At 64.4% G+C, this 22,124-nt stretch carries 18 protein-coding genes, 1 tRNA gene and 1 CRISPR repeat array (1 of these 20 cut by a window edge); of the genes, 10 read left to right on the plus strand and 9 right to left on the minus strand.

Annotated elements, in window-relative coordinates:
• Together GXH28_RS12550 and GXH28_RS12555 are read left to right on the plus strand one after the other, a co-directional pair.
• On the plus strand, window positions 1-390 hold the full coding sequence (locus GXH28_RS12550) for a HEPN domain-containing protein (protein ID WP_169239379.1): 390 nt from the start codon (window positions 1-3) through the stop codon (window positions 388-390).
• Between the two features lie 38 nt (window positions 391-428).
• The gene (locus GXH28_RS12555) at window positions 429-869 is read left to right on the plus strand and encodes a bis(5'-nucleosyl)-tetraphosphatase (protein WP_169239380.1); all 441 of its coding nucleotides are present in this window, start codon (window positions 429-431) and stop codon (window positions 867-869) included.
• Window positions 870-885: 16 nt separating this feature from the next.
• Here GXH28_RS12555 and GXH28_RS12560 read toward each other — a convergent pair whose 3' ends face one another.
• Together GXH28_RS12560 and GXH28_RS12565 are read right to left on the minus strand one after the other, a co-directional pair.
• Complete coding sequence (locus GXH28_RS12560; RefSeq protein ID WP_169239381.1) at window positions 886-2,202, minus strand: molybdopterin molybdotransferase MoeA; 1,317 nt, start codon at window positions 2,200-2,202, stop codon at window positions 886-888.
• A 16-nt stretch (window positions 2,203-2,218) separates the two neighbouring features.
• Window positions 2,219-2,899 carry a metal-dependent transcriptional regulator gene (locus GXH28_RS12565; RefSeq protein ID WP_169239382.1) on the minus strand — a complete coding sequence of 227 codons (681 nt, stop codon included), beginning with the start codon at window positions 2,897-2,899 and terminating at the stop codon, window positions 2,219-2,221.
• 315 nt (window positions 2,900-3,214) lie between these two features.
• Between GXH28_RS12565 and GXH28_RS12570 the strand changes: the two genes are divergently transcribed.
• The 5 genes from GXH28_RS12570 (at window position 3,215) to GXH28_RS12590 (ending at window position 10,981) form a co-directional block, all read left to right on the plus strand.
• Window positions 3,215-4,267: an imelysin family protein gene (locus tag GXH28_RS12570; RefSeq protein ID WP_169239383.1), complete on the plus strand. Its 1,053-nt coding sequence runs from the start codon at window positions 3,215-3,217 to the stop codon at window positions 4,265-4,267.
• Between the two features lie 6 nt (window positions 4,268-4,273).
• Entirely contained in the window at window positions 4,274-6,634 is a 2,361-nt protein-coding gene (locus GXH28_RS12575) for an FTR1 family protein (protein WP_169239384.1), read from the plus strand.
• Window positions 6,635-6,918: 284 nt separating this feature from the next.
• Window positions 6,919-7,257: an antibiotic biosynthesis monooxygenase family protein gene (locus GXH28_RS12580; protein WP_169239385.1), complete on the plus strand. Its 339-nt coding sequence runs from the start codon at window positions 6,919-6,921 to the stop codon at window positions 7,255-7,257.
• A 160-nt stretch (window positions 7,258-7,417) separates the two neighbouring features.
• The gene (glyS, locus tag GXH28_RS12585; protein ID WP_169239386.1) at window positions 7,418-10,405 is read left to right on the plus strand and encodes a glycine--tRNA ligase subunit beta; all 2,988 of its coding nucleotides are present in this window, start codon (window positions 7,418-7,420) and stop codon (window positions 10,403-10,405) included.
• A gap of 36 nt (window positions 10,406-10,441) precedes the next feature.
• Complete coding sequence (locus tag GXH28_RS12590; protein ID WP_169239387.1) at window positions 10,442-10,981, plus strand: tetratricopeptide repeat protein; 540 nt, start codon at window positions 10,442-10,444, stop codon at window positions 10,979-10,981.
• Between the two features lie 6 nt (window positions 10,982-10,987).
• On the opposite strand, the gene GXH28_RS12595 is transcribed toward GXH28_RS12590, so the two are convergent.
• Complete coding sequence (locus GXH28_RS12595; RefSeq protein ID WP_169239388.1) at window positions 10,988-11,497, minus strand: DUF6391 domain-containing protein; 510 nt, start codon at window positions 11,495-11,497, stop codon at window positions 10,988-10,990.
• Between the two features lie 66 nt (window positions 11,498-11,563).
• Between GXH28_RS12595 and GXH28_RS12600 the strand changes: the two genes are divergently transcribed.
• From GXH28_RS12600 to selB, 3 genes are read left to right on the plus strand one after another with little or no spacing between them, the layout of a single operon-like run.
• Complete coding sequence (locus GXH28_RS12600; RefSeq protein WP_169239389.1) at window positions 11,564-12,316, plus strand: SDR family NAD(P)-dependent oxidoreductase; 753 nt, start codon at window positions 11,564-11,566, stop codon at window positions 12,314-12,316.
• Between the two features lie 38 nt (window positions 12,317-12,354).
• On the plus strand, window positions 12,355-13,647 hold the full coding sequence (locus GXH28_RS12605; RefSeq protein ID WP_169239390.1) for a hypothetical protein: 1,293 nt from the start codon (window positions 12,355-12,357) through the stop codon (window positions 13,645-13,647).
• A 50-nt stretch (window positions 13,648-13,697) separates the two neighbouring features.
• A complete protein-coding gene (gene selB, locus GXH28_RS12610; RefSeq protein ID WP_169239391.1) occupies window positions 13,698-15,638 on the plus strand; it encodes a selenocysteine-specific translation elongation factor in 1,941 nt (646 codons plus the stop codon).
• A 144-nt stretch (window positions 15,639-15,782) separates the two neighbouring features.
• Here the strand turns inward: selB and GXH28_RS12615 are convergent, their stop codons facing one another.
• The 6 genes from GXH28_RS12615 to GXH28_RS12640 all read right to left on the minus strand — a co-directional run bounded on the left by GXH28_RS12615 (window position 15,783) and on the right by GXH28_RS12640 (window position 21,635).
• On the minus strand, window positions 15,783-16,202 hold the full coding sequence (locus GXH28_RS12615) for an Hsp20/alpha crystallin family protein (RefSeq protein WP_240550383.1): 420 nt from the start codon (window positions 16,200-16,202) through the stop codon (window positions 15,783-15,785).
• A gap of 145 nt (window positions 16,203-16,347) precedes the next feature.
• Window positions 16,348-17,469 (minus strand): tRNA guanosine(34) transglycosylase Tgt, encoded by a 1,122-nt coding sequence (gene tgt / locus GXH28_RS12620; RefSeq protein WP_169239393.1) that lies wholly within the window; start codon window positions 17,467-17,469, stop codon window positions 16,348-16,350.
• Window positions 17,470-17,512: 43 nt separating this feature from the next.
• Window positions 17,513-18,691: a permease gene (locus tag GXH28_RS12625; RefSeq protein WP_169239394.1), complete on the minus strand. Its 1,179-nt coding sequence runs from the start codon at window positions 18,689-18,691 to the stop codon at window positions 17,513-17,515.
• Window positions 18,667-18,750, minus strand: a tRNA-Leu gene (locus GXH28_RS12630). Before GXH28_RS12630 ends, GXH28_RS12625 begins: the two co-directional genes overlap by 25 nt.
• 47 nt (window positions 18,751-18,797) lie before the next feature.
• Window positions 18,798-20,129, minus strand: a complete 1,332-nt coding sequence (locus tag GXH28_RS12635) for an aconitase/3-isopropylmalate dehydratase large subunit family protein (RefSeq protein WP_169239400.1) — start codon at window positions 20,127-20,129, stop codon at window positions 18,798-18,800.
• A 327-nt stretch (window positions 20,130-20,456) separates the two neighbouring features.
• Window positions 20,457-21,635 (minus strand): hypothetical protein, encoded by a 1,179-nt coding sequence (locus GXH28_RS12640; protein ID WP_169239395.1) that lies wholly within the window; start codon window positions 21,633-21,635, stop codon window positions 20,457-20,459.
• Between the two features lie 37 nt (window positions 21,636-21,672).
• A CRISPR array of direct repeats spans window positions 21,673-22,124; the repeat unit is 37 nt; unit sequence CTTTCAGTGTCCTCGTTCGGACATGAGCTATTTCAAC (it continues 3,265 nt past the right edge of the window).

A 22,124-nucleotide genomic window follows, 5' to 3' on the forward strand; every position in this document is an offset into this window, starting at 1 on the left:
ATGAAGCTGGTCGAGGGATTCCTGTCGGAGGCGCGGCAAGATTTGGAACTGAGTCGCTGGCGATCCTGTGTGGACAACAGCCAGCTTATCGTTGAGAACAGCGCGAAGGCTGCCCTAGCGCTGGTCGGTCCGGTCGGTCACACTCACGCGCCCGACATCCCGCTGCGGCAGGCTTTGGTGCGTGGCGCCTTCCCTGCAGAAGTGCACGAGATCGTCCGCCAGTTGGTGGATAAGGCAGAGCTGCTTGGCGCCGATGTGCATGCCAAGAGCGACTACGGCGATACCGTGCTGGGACGAACACCGTGGGAAATTTTTGACGAATCCGCTGCTAAGCGTGCGTTGCAAATGGCAGAAGAAGCTGCTCATCTCGCAAGGCAGCTAGCAGATTGAAGCACTGCGTTCAGCCGTCTTCCCGTATCATTCTCTGCATGTCATCGCAGCCTATAGAACGATCCTTCGGCGTGATTCCCGTCTATCGCAAAGACGGCCAAACCTACTTCCTCCTCATCCGACACAACAGCGGGCACTGGGCCTTCCCCAAAGGTCATGCACAACCGGGTGAGAGTGAGATGGAAACCGCGCGGCGCGAGCTGCGCGAAGAGACCGGCATCCGCGACGTCACACTCTACCCCGAGCCGGTCTTTGAAGAAAACTACACCAAGACTGCATGGGACAATCCGCGCCAGACGGTCGCCAAGACCGTGCGCTACTTCCTCGGCATCGTGCACAACCCGCGCGTGCGCTTGCAGGCGGCGGAAGTGCAGGACTACAAGTGGGCGACATACGACGAAGCACGCGCCATCATCACCTACGACGCCAGCCGGCGCTTGCTGGAAGAGGCGGCGCAGGTACTCGAGCTGCAACAGTAGCCGTCTCGTCCGGCGATCAATCGAACAGCCTCACGTCTACTTCGGTTCCCGCCGCAAGATTGTCTACGCCGATCGGCGCACAGGCGATCCCATCGGCGCGCGCCAGGCCGAAGATCAGGTTGGACTTGGTCGAGATCGGCTCTGCTGATGGGAGCGATTGGAGATTAGGGATTGGAGATGCCGAAATCGCTAGTCTCACCGGGAACCAATGCTCCAAATCCCTTGGCGACTTCATCTCGCTGGCCAGCGCGGCGCGGATGAATCGCGGCTCGGGCGGGTTGAGCGCTCCTTGGATGCGCCAGAGCGCCGGCATGGCAAACAGCATCCCGGTCACCAAGGCGCTGATCGGGTTGCCCGGCAGCCCGAAGACCGGCTTGCCGTCGCACACGGCGAACAGCGTCGGCTTGCCGGGGCGGAACAGAATGCCGTGGGCGAGGATGCCCGGCTCGCCCATCGCATTGACCACGTCGGGCACGAAATCGCGCTCGCCCACGCTGCTGCCGGCCATGAAGATCACCATGTCGGCTTCGCGCATCGCGCGCTGCGCCGCTGCCTCGAATGCCGCGCGCACATCGGGCAAGATGCCGAAGTCGAGCGGCTCGCCACCGTTGCGCGCGACCAGCGCCGCGAGCATCGGCGCGTTGATATTGCGCACCTGGCCCGGGCGCGTCTCGGCTTCCGCCGGCGCCAACTCGTCGCCGCTGGCTATCAACGCCACGCGCGGCTTGCGAATGACCTCAACCTGCGTGATGCCCAGCGCCAGCAACCCGCCGATCTCCTGCTCGCGCAGGCGCATGCCTGCACGGACGACGACCTCGCCAGCCTTCACATCTTCACCCGGTTGGATCACGTTCTCTCCCGGGGCCAGCTTCTTGTTGGTCTGGATCTTCCACTGCCGGACGAGGACGGCAGGCAACGAACCATCGGCCGGCTCGGCTTGTCGCCGGTCGTCCAGCGTCAGCGGCACGGTGTCCTCCAGCATCGCGACGGCGTCGGCGCCTTCGGGCAGGTTGCCGCCGGTGTGCACCAGCGCCGCCTCGCCATGTCGGACGGCGAACGGGGCCAGTTCGCCCATGCGCACCTCGCCGACCACGCGCAGCACGCCCGGCGTGGCATCGGCGCGCACGGCGTAACCGTCCACCGTGCTGCGGCGGAACTCCGGCATGGGGATAGGCGAGACGACATCGCGCGCCAGCACGCGGTCGCGCGCCTGTGTTGTGGGCACGGTTTCGGTTGCGGCACCGCTGCGCGCCGGCCCATAGCCGGCTGCGTCGAGCGCGGCGTTCAGCCTCGCCACGGCATCCGCCGGCGTGAGCAGGTCGAGTTTGCGCATAGCGCGATTGTAGTTGTTAGTGGTTAGTGGACAAAGGCGGCCTCGCTCTGGGCGCGGGCGCGGCCTCCACGAAGACGATTCGCGCCAGCGCCGCGCCAACGACGTGTTCGCGCGTCGAGCGGTCACGCTCGATCTGCACCTTGATCGAATCGCCAAATGGGATGCGGGTGACCGAAGCCAGGTATACGCCGGGCATCAGCTCCAGCTCGGCCAGGTAGCGCAGCATCTCGCGATTGCTCGACAGCACGTAACTCACGACCGCGGGTTGGTCTGACGGCCATTCGCTCAGCGGCACAGCTTGGGGCAACTGAAAGCGTCCATCGCGCGCAGGGATGGGCAGGCCGTGCGGACATCGCAGCGGTCGGCCAATCTGCGCATACATGCGTTCGATGAGATCGTCGTCCATGCGCAGTGCGCCGGCAGCCGCAGGGCGCACCTCGTCCCATCGGTAGCCGAATTCGCGCACCAGATAGGCCTCGAAGATCTCCTGCTTGCGCAGCGCATCGAGCGCGATCCTCAACCCGGCACCGGTCAAGCGTAGCCCACACGCGCCGTCGCGCTCCAGATAACCACGGCGCACCAACTGTTGCGCGCGCCGCGAAACAGCCGGCGGACTGACGCCTAGCTGTTCGCCCAACCTACCCAGCGTGACGCGTTTGTATTCTAGCGACTGCAGCAACACCTCTTTCAGCAACATTTGCGTTGCATGTGACGCTGCGGAAGGCCCATCCGTGCCCGGCATCTAAGGCCGGTAATGTAACAACGATGTCGCAGGTCGTGAAGCGCCGTGCATCAATTCCTGACGTAATCTCGAATTCAACGAAAAGTTGACAGGCTGCCAACTATGCCGTTTTACTCCTGGCAACTCGAATTTTCGCCGGCTTGAAAACCTGCTCGCTCGGCCCTCAAAGCCCCCACTTGAACACCCGGCATTGATGTGCATCGGGCGTCTGCTTATAGTGCTCGCATGTTCCAGTTTCGCCGATACTTTCCGCCTTTTGTTGCCGCAACGATGGCTTTGACGATCGCCGGATGCACCGCGCCGCCGGTCGTTGCCCCCCCTGAGCCACCTTCAGCACCCAACACATCGGCCGATCTGAGTGGCATCAAGTCTTACTTGCTCGAGAAGACTGGCCAGCTCAAGCAAGCGACCAGAGCGCTCAAAGAGACCAGCGATCGTTACTATGCGCTAGCGAAGGAGGCCAACTTCGACTACACCGCGCTGTTCGCCACGCAGAAAGATGAGGTGATCGGGCTGATCCAAACCGCGCGTGAGCAGTGGATGGTCGCCTCGCCGCTGTATGAGCAAATGGAAGGCATCGTCGCCGGCACGCCGTCGCTGGCCGAGTTCGACATGATCATGGATGCCGGCGCGAGCAAAGAGGAAGACCCACAAGACCCGGCGCCGATTGACGTGACGCTGCCCGATGGGCGCGTGCTGGAAAGGCCGGGCAACTTGTTCGGCGTCACCGAAAGCACGTTGTGGGGCACCTTCGAAGCCTTCCGCGTCCCCGGCCAGTTCGACTTCAACGGTGACGGTCAAATTGCGTTTGGCGAGTCGCTGCCCGACGCGAACGTGCTCAAGGGGGGCGTGGACGCGCTGGATGAGCAAGCCGGCGAGCTGGCCGAGGCAGCGCGCGCGTGGACACCGACCGAGTCCGACGCCTTTACTGCGCTGGTGGTGATGGTGCCGACGATGAGCGAATACTTCGACTCGTGGAAGAACTCGCGCTTCGTCTCTGGCGAGGCCAGCACCCAGCGCGACTTCGTGGCGATCTCTCGCCTGGCCGACATCCAGGACATCCTGAGCAGTTTGCTCGTCGTGCACGACAACATCAGCCCGATGATCCGCGGCGTGGACACAGCGCAAGATGACGCCATTCGTCGTGGCTTGAGGGACCTGAAGGCATTCGTTGCCGGCGTGCACAAGCAAGAGAGCGGCGGGAAGCGCTTCAAGCCCGAAGAGGCCGACGTGCTTGGCAAAGAGGCGCAAGACCGCGCCGACGCAATCACTGGACAGATCGCGCAAATGGCCGCGCGTCTGGGCGTCAAGATCGAGCAGTGACTTGCCATGCAGTTTAGAAGCGTCGCGCGCACATTCGCCTGCATCGTCCGGGCGAGTGCCGCAGGCGGACTCGCGATCGTGTTTGCGCTATCCGGCGCGAGCGCACAGGCGACACAATCCCGCCCACCAGCAGATGTCGCAGAGGACATTCGCAGCGCGCTAGTCGCTGCCCAGGTCGAGCCGGATCGCGAAGCGGCCGCTGCACGAGTTCAGGAGGCGCGTACAGCCTACCTGCGCAACCTGGTGCCCGTGGTCGCTGCTCATGCGCCAGCTCCGGACGCGTTCATCATGCGATGCTTCGACGGTGCCATCGAGGCGCTAAGCAGCGATCATTTGGCCCGCTATGCGCAGGCGCGCGCCGGCATCTGGACGGCGCTACTGCAAGCCGGCTACCACATTACCCTAGACGCTGTAAGCAAAGGGGACATAGAGACGGCGCGACTGTGGCTGCCGCTGCGCGAGTTCCGGCGCTCAACGCGCTTCGCCCGGCCCGGCGCCGAGGCGACGCTGGCACTGGAAAGCCTGGCGCGCGGCGCAATGAGCACCGAATCGGCGATCCAAGCCTTTAAGGCCGACCTGCTCGACACCTATCAAGCCCGCATGTCGGCAGCGCTGAACGACGTCGCCAATGCGCACGCGCGGGGTTTTGCCGCGCGGCAGGCCGAACTGGCGGCGTTGGCGGCCGGCTACTTCGACATCTTGGCGCCGGCCTATCGCGGCCAGCGCGGCGCGGCAGCGCTGGCCGAGGCGCAGGCAGCGTTTGAGGCGCTGAACCAGGCAGCGCTGGAAGGACGCGAGATCGCGCCAGCGACACAGCGCATTCAGGCCATGCTGCGCGGCTTTCGCGCTGCCCCGCTCGCCCCTGCCGAGCAGGTGCGCCGCGCCGGCCAGATGATGCGCTACCTCAAGCTCGTGCCCATCGAATACGGACGCGGCATTCGCAACGGCGAGGTTGCAGTTGACTTGGAGATCCGCGAGGCGGCCACTTTCTACGAAGGCGCGCTGGCCGCCTTCAACGATCTCCGCGATGTCCTGGAGACGCGCGACCCGACGCGCACCGAGCACGCGAGCACATTGCTTGAGCGCATCGGAGGGGCGATTGCCAGCGCAAGTGTGCACCGCGTGACGGTTGCCCCCGACGCGCTGCGCGCCGATAGCAGTCGGCTTGTCGAGCTGCTGGGCGAAGTCATGCCGCCGGAGTGGTTGAAGCAGGATGCCGCCGCCGACTTTGATGTGGTAGCAACGGCGCTCGACCAGATGGAGCAAGCGGTAAAGCAGGGCGAGTACGTGCTGGCTGAAGCGGCGCGCGTCGAGGCCTACGCCATCCTCGAGAGCGGTCCGGAGGCGCGCATCGCGGCGTTTGCGCCGCACCTGAAGACGCCCATCGAAGGCCTGTTCTGGTTCGGCTATGAAGGTGGCGAAGGGCTGGCCGCGCTGTTGCAGCGCAAAGCATCGCCAGCAGAAGTGCGCACGGCGCGCCGCCAGCTCGACGCGCGGCTCCGACAGGCGCAGGAAGCCCTGCGCGGAAACAACTCGCCGACGGCCATCGCGCTGAACAGCGGCATCATCGTCCTGCGCGAGGGATTAGAGGCAGTGCTCATCCTGGCCGCGCTGATGGCCAGCTTTCGCACAGCGGCCAACCGTCACCTGCGCCGGCCGATGTGGGCTGGCACGGCGCTGGCCGTCATCGCCTCGGTCGCTACATGGCTGATCTTGCGCAGCACACTCTCGCTCTTCGCCAGCTTCGGCGAAAAGCTAGAAGCGGTTGTCTCACTGGTTGCAATCGGCGTGTTGTTGCTGATCACCAACTGGTTCTTTCACGACGTGTATTGGACGGGATGGATGGCTAACTTTCACAAGCAAAAGCAGCACATCGTCAAGGGCAGCACGCAGCAGTTCGCCGGATTGCTGCTGCTGGGGTTTGCCAGCGTGTATCGCGAGGGTTTCGAGACGGCGCTGTTTTTGCAGGCGCTTACGCTCGAAGGAGGATCGGCAGTTGTGCTGGCCGGCGCAGGCGTCGGCCTGCTGTGCGTCGCGCTGATCGGCCTAGCTATCTTCGCGTTGCAAGTGCGCTTGCCGGTGATGAAGATGCTGATCATCACCGGCGTGATGATCGGCTTCGTGTTGGTGGTGATGGTGGGCAACACTGTGCACATCATGCAGATGGTCGGTTGGTTGCCGCTCACGCCGATCCGCTGGCTGCCTTTGCCGTACTGGTTCGGCATCTGGTTTGGCACATATGCCACGGTGGAGGGGCTGACCTTGCAAGCCGCGGCGGCGGTTTTCGTCATCGGCAGCTTCTTCTTGGCGCGACATCTGCAGATGCGCCGGGCGTTCGCGCCGGCGCGGTCGGCCTCTGCTTCCTAAACCGATGTGAGTAACGAAGGCAGCGCCCGCTCATCGCTCACACAGGAGAGGTTCGTATAGTGCGAGTATGTCAACGGATGCCAACTCTCCGCTCGCCGAAGACGTCAAGCGCGGCGACCGCCTCTTCGCCGGCTCGGCGATCTTCGTCTCGACGCACGGCACGCTGCGGACATCCTGCTGCCGTTCGTGCTGCCACCGGTCGGCATCGGCGCGAGCCGGTCGGCCGGCATCAGCGCCGTGATTGACGTCATCGCCTCGCCCGAAATCGCAACCTGGAGTGAAAGATGATCACCACTGCTAACCGCATCTTCGTCAACCCGCAGTATGCCGAGGCATTCGAGGAAAACTTCCGCAACCGCGCCAGGCTCGTGGACAAGATGCCCGGCTTCATCCGCAACGTATTGCTGCGGCCGGTCCATCCCGGCGACCCATACATCGTGCTGACGTTCTGGGAGAGCCGAGCGCACTTCGAAGCCTGGGTGCGCGCGCCGGAGTTTGTGCAGGGTCACGCTCGCAGCGGCGCGCTGCCCAAAGAAGCCTTTAGCGCACCCAATCAACTGGAACTGCACGAGGTTGTGCTCGATTCGAGTCAGCCCGATCTGCCCGCCGAGCCGCGCGGGTAGCCGTCCCCATCCGGGCGCTAGGTGCTGCGCTGCGCATAGCCTCCGACGACGGCCAGGCCGGCTTTGCGCCGGCTCACAACTGGCCGTGAGCGTCGCGCCATGGACCCCGCATGCCCGACGCCAAAGGGTGTGCGCCAGACTTGGCTACAATTCCGCTTGCATGCACACCTTCCAAGACCTCATCCTGGCGTTGCAGGCATTCTGGGCGTCCAAAGGTTGCTTGATCTGGCAGCCTTACAACCAGGTCGTCGGCGCAGGCACGATGAACCCGGCCACCTTCCTACGCGTGCTCGGCCCCGAGCCGTGGAACGTGGCCTATGTTGAGCCGTCGGTGCGGCCGGATGACGGCCGCTTCGGCCAGAACCCAAACCGCCTCTACACCCATACCCAGTTCCAGGTCATCTTGAAACCGACGCCGGAGCGCTCCCAGGAGCTGTATCTCGAAAGCCTGCGCGCCATCGGCGTAGACCTGGCGCGCCACGATGTGCGTTTCGTCGAGGACAACTGGGCTCAGCCGGCCATCGGCGCATGGGGCTTGGGCTGGGAAGTCTGGCTGGACGGCCTGGAGATCACCCAGTACACCTACTTTCAGCAAGTCGGCGGCATCACGCTCGACCCCGTGTGCCTGGAGATCACCTACGGCCTGGAACGCATCGCCATGGCGCAGCAGGGCGCGCGCAACGTGTTCGACCTGAAATGGAGCGCCGACCGCACCTACGGCGATGTGAAGCTGACCGACGAACAAGAGCGCAGCGGGTATGCGTTCCACCACGCCGATGTGGATGCGCTGCGCGAGCTGTTCGACATCTACGAGCGCGAGGGCAAGCGCGCGATTGCGCAGGGGCTGGTGTTGCCGGCGCACGACTACGTGTTGCAATGTTCCAACACCTTTAACTTGCTCGACACCCGCGGCGCCATCGGCGTGACCGAGCGCCAGCGCTACCTCGGCCGCATGCGCGACCTGGCGCGCGAAATCGCGTTGGCATACGTCGCGCAACGCGAGCGACTCGGCTTCCCCTGGCTCTCGAAGGGCGGAGGGCGAGAGGCCCAGGCTGAGCCGGCTCCGGTCGTCGCCCCGCCGACCCTCGCCGAACCCCAAACGTTGCTCGTCGAGCTGGGCACGGAAGAACTCCCCGCCGGCGACGTGCCCGCGTGCCAGGAGCAGCTCGGCCGCTACGTCGTCGAGGCGCTGGACGCGGCGCGCATCGCACACGGCGAAGCCATGCTGATCGGCACGCCGCGCCGCACGGCCGTGTTGGTGAGGGATGTTGCGCCCGTGCAGCGCGACATTGATGAGATGGTTAAAGGCCCGCCGGCCAGGACAGCTTTCGACAACGACGGCAACCCCACGCAGGCGGCGATCGGCTTCGCCAGGCGGTTCAACCTTGAACCGCGCGAATTGGTCGTGCAAGAGGATGCCGGCAGCGCGTATGTGTATGCGCGCAAACGCGAGGCCGGCCGACCCACGCTTGAGGTGCTGGCGCAGGTGTTGCCGCAGGCGCTCGGCAAGATCACCTTCGAGAAGACCATGCGCTGGAACGCCAGTAACGTCGCCTTTTCGCGCCCGATCAACTGGATCGTCGCCTTGCTGGGCGACCGGGTCATCCCGTTTGCGTTTGCCGGCGTGCAAAGCGGCAACCTCAGCTTCGGCCCGCGCGGTGAAGGCTCGCCGCCGTTCACCGTAGCACACGCCGACCACTACCCGGCACTCCTCGCCCAGCACCATATCATCGGCGACCGCGCGGCACGCAGGGCCGAGATTGCCCGCCAGGTCGAGGCCGCAGCAGACGGCGTCGGTGGGCGCGTTGCCCACGACGATGACCTGCTCGACGAAGTGACCGACCTGGTCGAACAGCCGACGGCCGTGCTCTGCACATTCGAAGAGGAATTCCTCGCGCTGCCCTCGGCTGTGCTGACCGCGGTGATGCGCAAGAAGCAGCGCTACTTCACCGTGCTGCGCGCCGATGGCGAGGCGCTGTTGCCCTACTTCGTCACCGTTCGCAACGGCAGCGATGCGCACCTCGACGAAGTGCGCAAGGGCAACGAGGATGTGGTGCGCGCCCGCTTCGCCGACGCCGCCTACTTCTTCCGCCAAGACCTCAGCAAGCCGCTCGAGGCCTACCTACCGCGCCTCGACACGATCACGTTCCAGGCCAAGCTCGGCTCGATGCTGGACAAGACCCGGCGCATCGAGGCACTCGTGGTGCCGCTTGGAGCGCAGTTGGGCGTGGGGAGCGCAGAGTTGGAAATTGCGCGCAAGGCTGCCCGGCTGTGCAAGGCCGACCTCGCCACCAGCATGGTGGTCGAGATCACGGCGCTGCAGGGCGTGATGGGGCGCGAGTATCACCGGCGCACCAGCGACGATGAAGACAAAGACGCCGTGGCCGAGGCGATCTTCGAGCACTACCTGCCGCGCTTCGCCGGTGATGCCACGCCGAAGACCGCCGCCGGCCTGGTCGTCTCGCTGGCCGACAAGCTCGATAGCATCGCCGGCCTGTTTGCCGTCGGGCTGGCACCGAAGGGCAGCGCCGACCCATTTGCGCTGCGCCGCGCTGCGATCGGCGTGGTGCAGAATCTGATCGCCGGCGACAGCCCCTTCTCGCTGCGCGCCGGCTTAGAAGCCGCCATGGCGCAGCTCCCCATCGCCCCGAACGTCGAGGCGTTGGAAGCGGCGCATCGCTTCATCCTCGACCGCGAGCGCCAACAATTCCTCGACGAGGGCTATCGCCACGATGCAGTCGAAGCCGTGATCGCCGCCGCCGGCGACGATCCGGCGCGCGCCAGGCGTTTTCTCGCCCAGTTGAGCGCGGCATTGGCCCGCGAGGACTGGCCGGCGACGCTGGACGCATACGCACGCTGCGCCCGCATCGTCAGAACCCAGGCGCGTGCGCCGAGCGACATCGCCGAGGATCCGGAGCCGGCCGCGCGAGCGTTGGCGCAGGCTGTGGCGCGCCTCGAAAAGCCCGCGGATGCCCAATCGCTGATCTCTAATCTCCAATCTCTCGTCGTCCCGATCACCCGCTTCTTCGACGAGGTGTTGGTGATGGCCGAAGATCCACGCCTGCGCGCGTCGCGCTTGGCGTTGTTGCAGCGCATCGTCGCTCAGGCCGATGACATCGCCGACCTGAGCAAGCTCGAGGGCTTCTAATATCCCTCAACATTCGCGACGCCCGATCCCATCCCGATGACTGACCCGACCCACGACTCCGAGCAAGAACGCCTGAATGCTTGGTTGGAGCGTCGTCATGAGCAGCAATTCCGCGAAAGCCTGCTTCGGGGCACACAACTGCTCAGCCAGCGCAAACCAGTGGATGCGCTGCCCTTCTTAGAGCGGGCGCACAAGCTCAAGCCGGACAACCCTGACGCGGCGCTCAACTTGGGCGGCGCCTACATCATGACCGGCAGGCACAAACTGGCCGTGTCGGTGCTGGAGCGCGCGGTTGCGCGCACGCCCGACAACGCGCAGTTGTGGATCAATCTGGGCGCAGCCTACTTGGGCAATCCGGTTACTGCCACCGACGAACGCCAGCAACGCGCACTGGCAGCCTTCAACCGCGCATTGGAGATAGACCCGCTGGCGCGCAGCGTAGCCTACAACATCGGCCTGATTCACCGAGATCGGGGCGAGATTGAGCTGGCCATCGCCGCTTTTCGCCGGGCTGTGCTGGCCGATCCTTACGACCGCGACGCCAGGCGCATGCTGGAGAAACTGGGCGCGCCCTAGCTGCGCTCAGGACGATGGCTCATGATCGGTTTCGACAAAATGCGCGATCAGGCGTCCTGTTGGGCTGCTCCGGATGCGGCGCACCCATGCGCCGTTCATCTCCGCCGAGGTCGTCACCTTCGCCTGCATCCAGGGACCCAGCGGCTGGGCCAACAATGCGCCGATCATCGCACCGAGGATGGCATTCGGCAGTTGCACATACCAAGGCGCACGTTTGCCGCTGGCGAGGATGCCCAGCATGGCCAGCGCGCCGCTCAAGACGCCCGCCGTGACCACATTTGTGCCACAACGGGGATGAATGGCCAGCTCGCGCTGACCGGCTTTCATACGCCGGATCGCTTCGTTCACTGCGGCGCGTACTGTCGCTTCGTCCGGCAGGTCGCCATAAAGATAGAACCCTTGCCAAGTGGCTCGGCCGCCCGCGCGCAGGTTAGGCTGTTGGGCTTCTAGGATGTGCAGCGTGGCATGTTCCAGGGCGTGATTACGCCGGATGCGCTCGACGATCTCGTTCAGCATCTAAAATCAGTATAACATTCCACCACAAACCGAATTTCTTGGAGAAGTTTCGGTGAGGGCAAGCGCATGAGACTGCAAGGAAAGGTGGCTTTGGTGACCGGCGCCGCGCATCGCGTCGGCAAAGTGATTGCGTTGATGCTGGCTCAGGAAGGCGCCGATATCGTCGTGCACTACGGCGCCAGCGCAGATGCGGCGCAGAAGACCGCGCGCGAGATCGAGGCGTTGGGCCGGCGCGCGCTATTGCACCAGGCCGACATGGCCGATTGGAACCAGGCAGCCGAACTCGGCCGACGTGCGTTGGCGCACTTCGGCAAGGTGGACATCTTGATCAACAGCGCGTCCAGCTTCGTCCCGAACGATTACTTCTCCACCACCGAGGCCGACTTCGACAAAGCTTTCGACGTCAACGTCAAGGGGCCGTTCGTGCTCAGCCAGGTGATCGCCCGGGCAATGATGGACGATACAGGCGAGGGCGTGCGCGGCAACATCATCAACATCGTGGATGAGGGCGCCTTCTTCCCGTGGCGCGAATACGTCGCCCATGGCATATCGAAGGCGGCGCTCTTGGCGCTCACGCGCGCACAGGCGCTTAACTTCGGCCCCAAGGTGCGCGTCAATGCCATCTGCCCCGGACCGATCCTGAAGCCGCCGGATTACACCGAGGAGCAATGGCAGGCGCTGCGCAAGACCAACCCGCTGCGGGCGCTTGGCACGGCCGAGCAGGTCGGCGAAATCGTCCTGTTCTTGCTCACCGGCCCGCAGTTCATCAACGGCGATTGCATCATGCTGGACGGCGGGCGAATGTGGCAACACCAATAGCGCGAGCGCCGCGCGTTCGCGCGCCCTTGTGAAGAGACATGGACCTGACCCAACTTACCAAGCTCGTCCAATTCATTGACGAGGAACGGCGCAAAGATCGCGCCCTCATCATCCAGTTGCAAGAGCGGGTGGACGGCCTCTTGCGCGAGGCCGAAGCGCGCGCGCGCTATGCCCAGTCGCTCGAAGCCATGCTCAACGAGGTGAAGCTGCAACTCTCGCGCGCCATGGGCTGGACGTCCGCGACGGAGCAGTTGCGCGAGGAGTTCAACCAGATCATCGCGCGCATCGAGGATCAGCGCACCAAGGCCGAGCGCGAACTGGCGCGCACCCGGCAGATCGAGATCGAGTCCATCGTGCGCCAGCTCAACGAGCTGAAGAAAGAGAGCAAGCTCTACGCCGGCTACGCCGAGCAGATCGAGGCGCGCAAGGCCGAGGAAGGCCGCCTGGCCGAGATGATCAGCCGCGTGCAGGTGCAGGTCTTGGAGATAGACCGGCGCTTCGACCAGCTAACGACACAGCTCCCCTTCCTCGAGGAGCAACGTCGCCAGGATGCCAAGCGCATCGCTGCTCTGGAACAGGAAATTCCCGAGATCAAGAAGAAGATCGAACAACTCCCGCCGCGTTTGCTCCTGCTGGACGAGGCGATCCGCCGCAAGCAAACCGAGATCGAGGAAGCGGCCAAGTTGCTGGAGGCGCAGAGCCAGCTCATCGAGGCCCAGCGCGTGGCCGACATCCGCCGTGAACGCCAGTTTGCGGAATACGCCGAACTCATCGAGCGGATGAAAGTGCGCGCTGAAGAAGTCGCCCAGCAGGTGACCGGCTTCATCCAGTTGCGCGAGGAAGTGAAGCGCGAACTCGCCGCGCTGCGAGATTTCCAAGAGCGCCTCGAGGTGCGCATCAACGAGCTGTTCGAGATCCAACGCGACGCCGAGGAACGAGCCAAACGCGCCGCGGACGCCTTCCGCGAACAAGTCGAGAAGGAGTGGCGCACGTTCGCCGTCGCCCAGGACGAAAAGTGGTTCGAGCGCGACCGTCACATCAGCGAACTCGAACTTCGTACCGCAGAGTTAGAAGAAGAGCTGCCGAAGCTGCAGCCGCAGATCACTCCGCTGTACGAAATCTTCGAAGCGTTCTCGCAGGCCTACGCCAACGCCGGCCGCGAATGGCTGGCCGAGGCCAACCGGTTGCTCGATCAGGCCAAGATCAACGTGCCCAGCGAGATCAAGCCCTCGCGCCGGCAGCGCAAGAAGCGCCAGGCGCAGGCCGAAGCTCAAGCCGCGCCTCCCGGGCAGCTTGACGATGTGGATATGGCGGCGGATCTTGTCGAGTGAGCAATGACGGTTGCGCATCTTCGTCCCCGCCGTTGCCATCTGCACGTCCGATGCGCGTGATAGCCACCGCAGGCCACGTTGACCACGGCAAATCCACGCTGGTGCGCGCGCTGACCGGCATTGACCCCGACCGGCTGCGCGAAGAACAGCAACGCGAGATGACGATTGATCTCGGCTTCGCGTGGATGACCCTGCCGAACGGCGAACCAGTGGGCGTCGTGGATGTGCCCGGCCACATTGACTTCATCGAGAACATGCTGGCCGGCGTCGGCGGCGTAGATGCGGCCTTGCTGGTCATCGCAGCCGACGAAGGCCCCATGCCCCAGACTGTTGAGCATCTCGCCATCCTCGGCTTGCTTCAGGTGCGCTGCGGCGTTGTCGCTTTGAGCAAGTTGGATCTCATATCCGACCCGACGTGGGTCGCGCTGGTGGACGACGAGGTCCGCCGGTTGCTCGCAGGCACGCCGCTGGCCGGCGCGGCCATCGTGCCGGTCAGCGCCAAGACCGGCCAGGGTTTGGCAGCGCTCAGGGCGGCTCTGGCGCGCGCGTTGGCGGATGCGCCTGCGCGTCGCGACCTGGGCCGACCGCGCTTGCCGGTGGATCGCGTCTTCACGCTGCCGGGATTCGGCGTCGTCGTCACCGGCACGTTGAGCGATGGCGTCTTCGAGGTCGGCGATGAGGTCGAGGTGATCACCCAGCGCGGTGAAACTTTGCCCGCGCGCATTCGCGGCCTACAAACGCACAAGCAGAAGGTCACCCGCGCGCAAATCGGCAGCCGCCTGGCCGTCAACCTTTCCGGCATCGCGGCCGAGCGCATCGCGCGCGGCTGCGTCGTCGCCCGGCCGGGTGCGCTCGCTCCGACGACGCTGGTGGACGCCTGGCTGGAGGTGCTGAGCGCCCCTGCGCGCCAGGCCACCGCCATGCCCCGCGCGTTCGCGCTGCGCCACAATGCTGAGGTGAAGATCTTCAGCGGCGCGGCGCATAGCATTGCGCGCGTCCGGCTGTTGGAGGGGGATGCGCTCACGCCGGGTGAATCAGGCTGGACGCAGTTGCAACTGGCTGCGCCGATGGCGTTAGCCAACGGCGATCGCTTTGTCGTGCGCTTGCCCTCGCCATCCGTCACCCTCGGCGGCGGGGTGATCGTCAATGCACATCCGCAAATGCGCTACCGGCGCAAGGGCGGCCGCGCCGACGCTCAGGTGCTTAAACGACTGGCGACGTTGCGGCGCGGCTCGCCCGCCGAACGCCTCTTGCAGGCGTTGGAGGAGCTGGCCTTCGCCTCGCCGGCCGAAGCAGCGGCCAGGGCGCAACTGGAAGCCGAGGATTTGCAAGCCGCCCTGGCCGATTTGTCTGAGCGAGGCGCGATTGTCATCGCGCCCGATGCAAAGGGCGGTCGCATCCTCAGTTGTCGCGAGACGTGGCAGAGGATGCGCCACAGCGCGCAAGAAGTCCTGGAAGCCTATCACAAAGCGCATCCGCTGGCCGAGGGGATGCCGCGTGAGGCGCTGCGCGGCCAATTGGGCTTACCGGCAGAGGTCTTCGACGCCCTGCTCAAGTCGGGTCACGACTCGTCCGATTCGACCCGTTTCGTGGATTCCGGCGGCGTGGTGCGGCTAGCAGCTCATGAGATTCGCTTCGATGCCGACCAGCGGGCGGCGGTGGATGCGCTGCTGGCGCGGTGTCGGACGCAGCCCTGGGCGACGCCATCCGTCAAAGAGGCGCGCGCCGCCGTCGGCGATCCGGTCTACGAAGTGATGCTCCGGCGGCGCATGCTCGTTCAACTCAACGACGAGGTCGTTTTGCTGCCGGAGACCTATGCGCAGGCGGTGGAGCAAGTGCGCGACTTCATCGCGCGCGAAGGTTCGATGACCGCAGCGCAGGCGCGCGACCTCTTCGGCACAACGCGCAAATACGCCCTGGCGCTGATGGAGCACCTCGACGCGATCGGCGTGACCTGTCGGCGGGGCGATGCGCGCGTGCTCAAAGGGTGAGCACACCGTAGGGGCGACGCTCTGCCGACTGAGAACCGGCGTGGAAAAAGAAGAAACCGGCCTGCCGGCCGGCCCCCTGGGGCGGTGCGGCGACTCCGCACCGCCCCATCCGCCAGTGATTGCGTCGCGCGACGCGCCGCAAGGTTACTTCACCGCAATCTTGATCTGCTTCGGCTTGACAACCTCGGCCTTCGGGATGTGCAGGGTGAGAATGCCATTCTCGAACGTGGCCTGCGCCTTATCCGCCTCTACCTCGGTGGGCAGCGCAATGCTCCGCTCGAATGAGCTATAGCGGATCTCGCGCCGATGCCAGCGATTCTTCTCATCCTTGTCCTCTTCCTCCTGCTTCCACTCGCCCTTCAGGGTGAGCATCCCGTTCTCCACCGTCACGTCCACATCCTCCGGCTTCCAACCGGGTAACGCCGCCTTGACCGTGAAGCCCTCCGGCGTCTCCACAACGTCCATCGCCGGCGCCTCGAAGTCAAAGCCATCCCCGAGCCAGCGGCTGGTGTTGACGAAAGCGTTGCGCACCAATTGATCCATCACTTCGCTCAGCGCGAGCATCTCACCGGCCGGATTCCAAGTCCTACGAGTCAGATAAGTCGCCATAGCTTTCCCTCCTGTTGTGAATCATTTTCACCTGGCGCTCCTGGCGCCACATTCAGCCTGCATCATAGGAAGGAAGCGTTAGAGCAGGTTAGACGAAACGTTAAAGATGTGTTGGATTTTCGGTCCGCTCGTAGCGCGCCAACCAGTTCTGCGCGAACGCCGCGAAGCGTTGTTGGACGATGGCCTCGCGCGCTGCGCGCATCAGGTTTAGCAGGAAGGCGATGTTGTGGACGCTCATCAAATAGAGGCCCAGGATTTCGCCCGCCTGGAGCAGGTGGCGGATGTAAGCCCGGCTGAAGTTGCGGCAGGTGTAGCAATCGCACTCCGGATCAATCGGTCGTTCGTCCTCGGCGTAGATGCGGTTGCGCATGTTGATGCGCCCGTCGCGCGTGAAAGCCGCTCCGTGGCGCGCCAACCGCGTCGGCAACACGCAGTCAGCCATGTCTACGCCGCGCTGCACGGCGCGAATGAGATCCGTCGGCTCGCCGACGCCCATCAGATAGCGCGGCTTGTGCGCGGGCAAGGCGTCGTCCATCCACGCGATGACCTGGAACATGTCGGCCTTTTCTTCTCCGACGGCCAGGCCGCCGATGGCGTAGCCCGGGAAGTCGAGCGACGTGAGGAAGCGCGCCGACTGCTCGCGCAGATCGCGGAAGATGCCGCCCTGCGCGATGCCGAACAGGGCTTGGTCGGTGCGGGTATGCGCTTCTCGGCAGCGGACTGCCCAAGCGTGCGTGCGGGCTAGCGCGATGGCGTTGTACTCGCGGTCGGTCGGCGGCGGGCACTCGTCGAAGCACATGATAATGTCGGCGCCGAGGTTCTCCTGAATGCGGATGGACTTCTCCGGCGTGAAGCGATGCATCGAACCATCCAGGTGGCTCTTAAAGGTGACGCCGTCGTCGTCAATCTTGCGCATCTCGCTGAGCGAGAAGACCTGAAAGCCGCCGCTATCGGTGAGGATCGGGTGCGGCCAGCTCATGAAGCGGTGCAACCCGCCGCGCCGCGCGATCAGCTCGTCGCCGGGGCGCAAATACAGGTGATAGGTGTTGGCGAGGATGATCTGCGCGCCGAGTTCCTCCAAGTCGCGGGGCGGGATCGCCTTCACGGTCGCCTGGGTGCCAACGGGCATGAAAACCGGCGTGCGCACTGCGCCGTGTGGGGTGTGCAGGACGCCGGCGCGTGCGCGCCCATCGGTACAGGTCAGCGCGAAGGAGAAGCACATGTCGAGCGCGCTAGACGACGTTCACCCCAATCCCCTCCCCCGGCTACCACGCAACGTTGAGGTTGATGAACACGCCGATGAGCAGCGCAGAGAGGAAACACAGGGCGATGACGTACCACACCACGCGTGGACGAAAGACGTTCAGATACAGCGTGGTGCTCTTGATGTCCACCATCGGCCCGAAGACGAGGAAAGCGATGACCGAGCCAACGGTGAACGTATTGACAAACGACAGCGCCAGAAACGCATCCACCGTGCTGCATACCGAAAGCACGAACGCCAGTAGCTGCAACGCGATGACCGAGGTGACCGAGTCGCGGCCAATGCCGATCAAGGCTTGCTGCGGTATGAAGGTCTGCAGCGTGGCGGCGAGCAATGTGCCGACGACCAGGAACCGCCCCATGTCGAAGAATTCGTCTGTAGCGACGCTGAACGCGTTTTGCAAGCGCAGCGTGATCGAGCGGGATGACTGCCATGGGACGAACGGTGCGCTGCCTCCGAGCAGGTTGCCGCGTTGCGCCGCTTCGTCGTCCATCCCTCCCATCACCGGAGCAAGGGTGCGTGGCGCGATCATGCGGGCGATGTTGGATTGCGCGCTGAACACCAAGCCGATGCCAGTCGCGATCAGCAGCGTGAAGGCGATGCGTCCCCAAAAGATCGGCCCGAAGCCGAAGGCGGCGTAGGTGCTGGCGATGACGATCGGGTTCAGCACGGGCGCGCCGAGCAAAAAGGCGATGCCCGCAGAGACGGGGAAGCCTTTCTGGTATAGCCGCCGCACCACCGGCACCACACCGCATTCACATACAGGGAAGATCATTCCCAGCAGCGCGCCGGCTACGGCGCCGGCGATTTTGTTGCGCGGGAAGAGGCGCGCGATGTCATCGGCGGTGACAAACTCGGCGATCAACCCCGAAGCCAGGCTGCCCAGCAGCAGGAAGGGCGCTGCTTCGATAAAAATGCCGAGGAAGACCGTGACGTAGTTTTGCAGCAGATCGGGCAGCGGCACCGCGGGCAGGCGCATCACCGGCAGCAAGGCGTCCAGCGCAATCGTGCCGAGCAGAATGGCCAGCGCGATGAGCAGCAGGGTGGATAGCCGTTGCTGAGTCATGCCTTCGGCGCAATTGTAGCGCCCGCGCGAGGCGAGAGGCGTAGGCGAAGCCGGGCCGAGGTGGGCGTTCGCCGTCGTTGTGGTTGAGATGCCGAAGGTGGGAATCGAACCCACACTCCCGTAAGGGAACACGATTTTGAGTCGTGCGCGTCTGCCAGTTCCGCCACTTCGGCGCTGTGCTTAAACAGTATAACATCGGACGACGGCAATTTCTGCCGGCTCAGCCGACAATTTCTCGCGGGTCGGCGATGACGCCGGCGACGGCGCTGGCAGCGACGACGGCCGGCGAAGCGAGGTAGATCTCGGACTCGCGCGTGCCCATGCGCCCACGGAAATTGCGGTTGGCGCTGCTGATCGTGACTTCGCCCACCGCCGGCACGCCCATGTGATTTCCCATGCACGGGCCACATCCGGGCGCGCTGATCACGCCGCCGGCCTCCAGGAAGGTCGCCACATAGCCGAGCTGGAGCGCGGCTTGCAGCACTTCGGACGATGCCGGATTCCACAGCAGGCGCGTGGTGCGCGCGACGCGCCGGCCGCGCAACACATCGCACGCGGCGGCGATGTCCTCAAGCCGGCCGTTCGTGCACGTACCCAGCCAAGCCTGCTGCACCGGCCGGCCTTTCACCTCGCTGATCGGCGCGACGTTGTCCACGCGGTGCGGCCGTGCGACCATCGGCTCGAGCGCGCCGAGTTCGTAACGACACTCGAACACGTATGCCGCTTCGGCGTCGGGATAAAGCGCGTTGCTCCGCAGGCCGGCCAGTTGAGATTCGATGGCGGCGCATTCGACCGTGTCCTGCTGCGCTTCTGCTGCGCGCAAGCGGCGTTGCAGGCGTTCCTCCAGATACGAGAAGACGGCCTCATCCGGCGGCAGGTAAGCGTTCTTCGCGCCGAATTCCGCCATCATGTTGGGAATGACCATCCGGCTTTCCAGGCTGAGCCGCCCGATGCCGTCGCCATGAAACTCCACCGAGCGATAGAGGCCCCCATCCTGGCCGAGGTCGCCGATCAGTTTGAGGCAGAAATCCTTAGTGGTGACCCAGGGCGGCAGGCTGCCGGTGACGACGACCTTCATGCTCTCCGGCACGCGCAGCCACAGCTCGCCCGTCGCCCAGAGCGCCGCCACTTCGCTGCGCCCGATGCCGGCGCCGAACGCGCCCAACCACCCAAAATGCGTCGTGTGCGAGTCCGAGCCGAGGATCGTCATGCCGGGCAGTACCAGCGCCTCTTCGCTGAAGACCTGATGGCAGATGCCGCGCCCGACCTCGAAGAAATGCCGGACGCCCTGCTCGCGCACGAAGCGGCGCACCTCGGCGTGGTTTTGCGCGTGCTGCGTCGTCGGCGCAGGCACGGCGTGATCAAGCGTGATGCACAGGCGTTCGGGGTGCTTGACCCGCTCGACGCCGAGTTGTCGGAACAATCGGTAGATGGCTGCGGTGTTGTCGTGGCTGAGCACGCGATCGGGACGCGCGTCAACGATCTGCCCGGCAGTCGTCTCGGACTGGCCCGAAGCGCGCGCCAGCGCCTTCTCTGCGAACGTTTTGCCCATGACTGTGGTCGGCAGGGGATTATACGGAGGACGGGATGGCGCGCACAAGATGCGAAACCGAGCCCAGGCGCACGCGTGAACAGCGTAGATGGCGTCCACGCGCCCCGGCGCACCTACGCACTGCGTTGCGCCATCGCTGCATCGCGTGGTCGCGTTGCTGTTCCGGGAAGCCAGCCGCTCGGCCAGGCCGACGCCGGCGGCGGCCACGTCGTAGCTGAACGGCAGGGCCCCCTTTGGCTACGCCGGAGAGCGCGCCCGGCCGCAGCGACACGCGGGAGCCGAGGCGGGCGGCGGCGATGAAGAGTTCATGCGTTGGATGCGCGGATTCTAAGCGTGCGAGGGGTTGAGCGGGCTTTGTCGTGCGCCGTGGGCATCCGGTTGCTGCAACATGGACGGGGCTTCGTTGAAGGGCGGTAAGATGCGCAGCGGTAGCTCGACGCGCAGGTCGGGCGCCCAGGGTCGGTCTGCTACTGCTCGCAGGAACCACGTGATCTGATAAAGGCGTCCGTCGTAGCTTAGGGGGCTTTCAGGCGTCACGCGCAGCGTAAATCGCTGTCTTTGGCTGGGTAGGGGAGAAAGGGTGGCTTGGTCCACGACATGTTCCCAGCGCCTTTTCTCCCAAAACCATTTGCCGGCCACAGTGCGATAGCCCAGCTCAATCCGCAATGCGCGGGGCCGAGCGGCGTCGGCCAGATCAAACCATGTGATCTCTCCCGTGACCGCGTCGCCCAGCGCCGATGTGGTGCGGCTCACGTTGAGATGCAGCGAATCGGTGGTGAGCAACGAAGGGGCCGAGGGAGAGACAACAATAGGGCGTTTGGCAGCTTGGGGGAGGACGTGCAGGGAGACCGCTTCTTTGAGGTCGGGCGACCCGGGCAGGCGTAGGCGAAAGGCAATCTCCCAATCGAACGCCAGCTTGCAATCGAGGACTTCTTTCCGGTAGAAGGTGGGCATGGCTTCGAGAGGAAGGGTGAGTTGGGCGGTGTAAGTTTGTGGCTGGTTGGCGACCAGGTCAACGGTTTCGGCAAGGGTGAGGGTTTGGTGGACGATTTGGGCGGTGTGCGACCACGTGATGTGCCCAGACCAGAGTTTGATGAATTCTTTCCCGTTGAGGGTCAAGGTGGCCGGTCCGGCGCGGAGGGTGCGCCGGGGGGTGAGGGTAATGTGTAAGGTGAGCGTCTCCCCAAGTCGAGCTTCGGCAGGCACCACGGCGACGTGTGCGACGGCAGTGGAGGCGGTGAGGCCCTGGATGAGGGTCGAGACGCCGCCCCCGAAGAAGATGAAGCCGAGCACGATGATCAAAGCGCCCAGTTCATCCCACCACGTGCGGCTCGGGGTAGTCCAAAAAAGCCATCCGCCCAGGGCCATGCCGGCCAATCCCAAAAGCCCGCAGACGATGCCGGTGAGAATCAGACCGATGCTGTATTTCATCGCGGTTTTCACCAACTCCAGAGATTCGGTGGGATTGGGTGCAGTTGCGTTTTCTTTGACGTAGCCAAGCGCCAATTATCAACTCTCTCGTCACGCTTGCAATGCACGCAGCATCCCAGTGTCCTCGTTCGGACATGAGCTATTTCAACAGCACACATGGCGGCGGCGCACGGACATCTGCCGCCCTTTCAGTGTCCTCGTTCGGACATGAGCTATTTCAACGCAATGGCCAGCAGCCGCACCGCGTGAATGTTTCGCTTTCAGTGTCCTCGTTCGGACATGAGCTATTTCAACGACGCGCAGGACATTTGCATCACCGACCCGCAGACTCTTTCAGTGTCCTCGTTCGGACATGAGCTATTTCAACGCAATCCTCTCCAGCTCCGTGCGTCCACGTGATCCTGCTTTCAGTGTCCTCGTTCGGACATGAGCTATTTCAACGTGCAGGAGTACGGAGAAAACGTATACAAAGCCGCGCTTTCAGTGTCCTCGTTCGGACATGAGCTATTTCAACTGAACCGCCCCCAACTCCCATTGCAAAAAGAGTCAACTTTCAGTGTCCTC

This window comes from Candidatus Roseilinea sp. NK_OTU-006 (genome assembly GCF_012931985.1).
Taxonomy (GTDB): Bacteria; Chloroflexota; Anaerolineae; order J036; family Brachytrichaceae; genus JAAFGM01.

Bases quoted from the DNA above. Each gene is read 5' to 3' on its own strand.
- GXH28_RS12550 (WP_169239379.1), top strand. From the start codon at position 1: ATGAAGCTGGTCGAGGGATTCCTGTCGGAGGCGCGGCAAGATTTGGAA.
- GXH28_RS12555 (WP_169239380.1), top strand. From the start codon at position 429: ATGTCATCGCAGCCTATAGAACGATCCTTCGGCGTGATTCCCGTCTAT.
- GXH28_RS12560 (WP_169239381.1), bottom strand. From the start codon at position 2,202: ATGCGCAAACTCGACCTGCTCACGCCGGCGGATGCCGTGGCGAGGCTG.
- GXH28_RS12565 (WP_169239382.1), bottom strand. From the start codon at position 2,899: ATGTTGCTGAAAGAGGTGTTGCTGCAGTCGCTAGAATACAAACGCGTC.
- GXH28_RS12570 (WP_169239383.1), top strand. From the start codon at position 3,215: ATGGCTTTGACGATCGCCGGATGCACCGCGCCGCCGGTCGTTGCCCCC.
- GXH28_RS12575 (WP_169239384.1), top strand. From the start codon at position 4,274: ATGCAGTTTAGAAGCGTCGCGCGCACATTCGCCTGCATCGTCCGGGCG.
- GXH28_RS12580 (WP_169239385.1), top strand. From the start codon at position 6,919: ATGATCACCACTGCTAACCGCATCTTCGTCAACCCGCAGTATGCCGAG.
- glyS (WP_169239386.1), top strand. From the start codon at position 7,418: ATGCACACCTTCCAAGACCTCATCCTGGCGTTGCAGGCATTCTGGGCG.
- GXH28_RS12590 (WP_169239387.1), top strand. From the start codon at position 10,442: ATGACTGACCCGACCCACGACTCCGAGCAAGAACGCCTGAATGCTTGG.
- GXH28_RS12595 (WP_169239388.1), bottom strand. From the start codon at position 11,497: ATGCTGAACGAGATCGTCGAGCGCATCCGGCGTAATCACGCCCTGGAA.
- GXH28_RS12600 (WP_169239389.1), top strand. From the start codon at position 11,564: ATGAGACTGCAAGGAAAGGTGGCTTTGGTGACCGGCGCCGCGCATCGC.
- GXH28_RS12605 (WP_169239390.1), top strand. From the start codon at position 12,355: ATGGACCTGACCCAACTTACCAAGCTCGTCCAATTCATTGACGAGGAA.
- selB (WP_169239391.1), top strand. From the start codon at position 13,698: ATGCGCGTGATAGCCACCGCAGGCCACGTTGACCACGGCAAATCCACG.
- GXH28_RS12615 (WP_240550383.1), bottom strand. From the start codon at position 16,202: ATGCTCGCGCTGAGCGAAGTGATGGATCAATTGGTGCGCAACGCTTTC.
- tgt (WP_169239393.1), bottom strand. From the start codon at position 17,469: ATGTGCTTCTCCTTCGCGCTGACCTGTACCGATGGGCGCGCACGCGCC.
- GXH28_RS12635 (WP_169239400.1), bottom strand. From the start codon at position 20,129: ATGGGCAAAACGTTCGCAGAGAAGGCGCTGGCGCGCGCTTCGGGCCAG.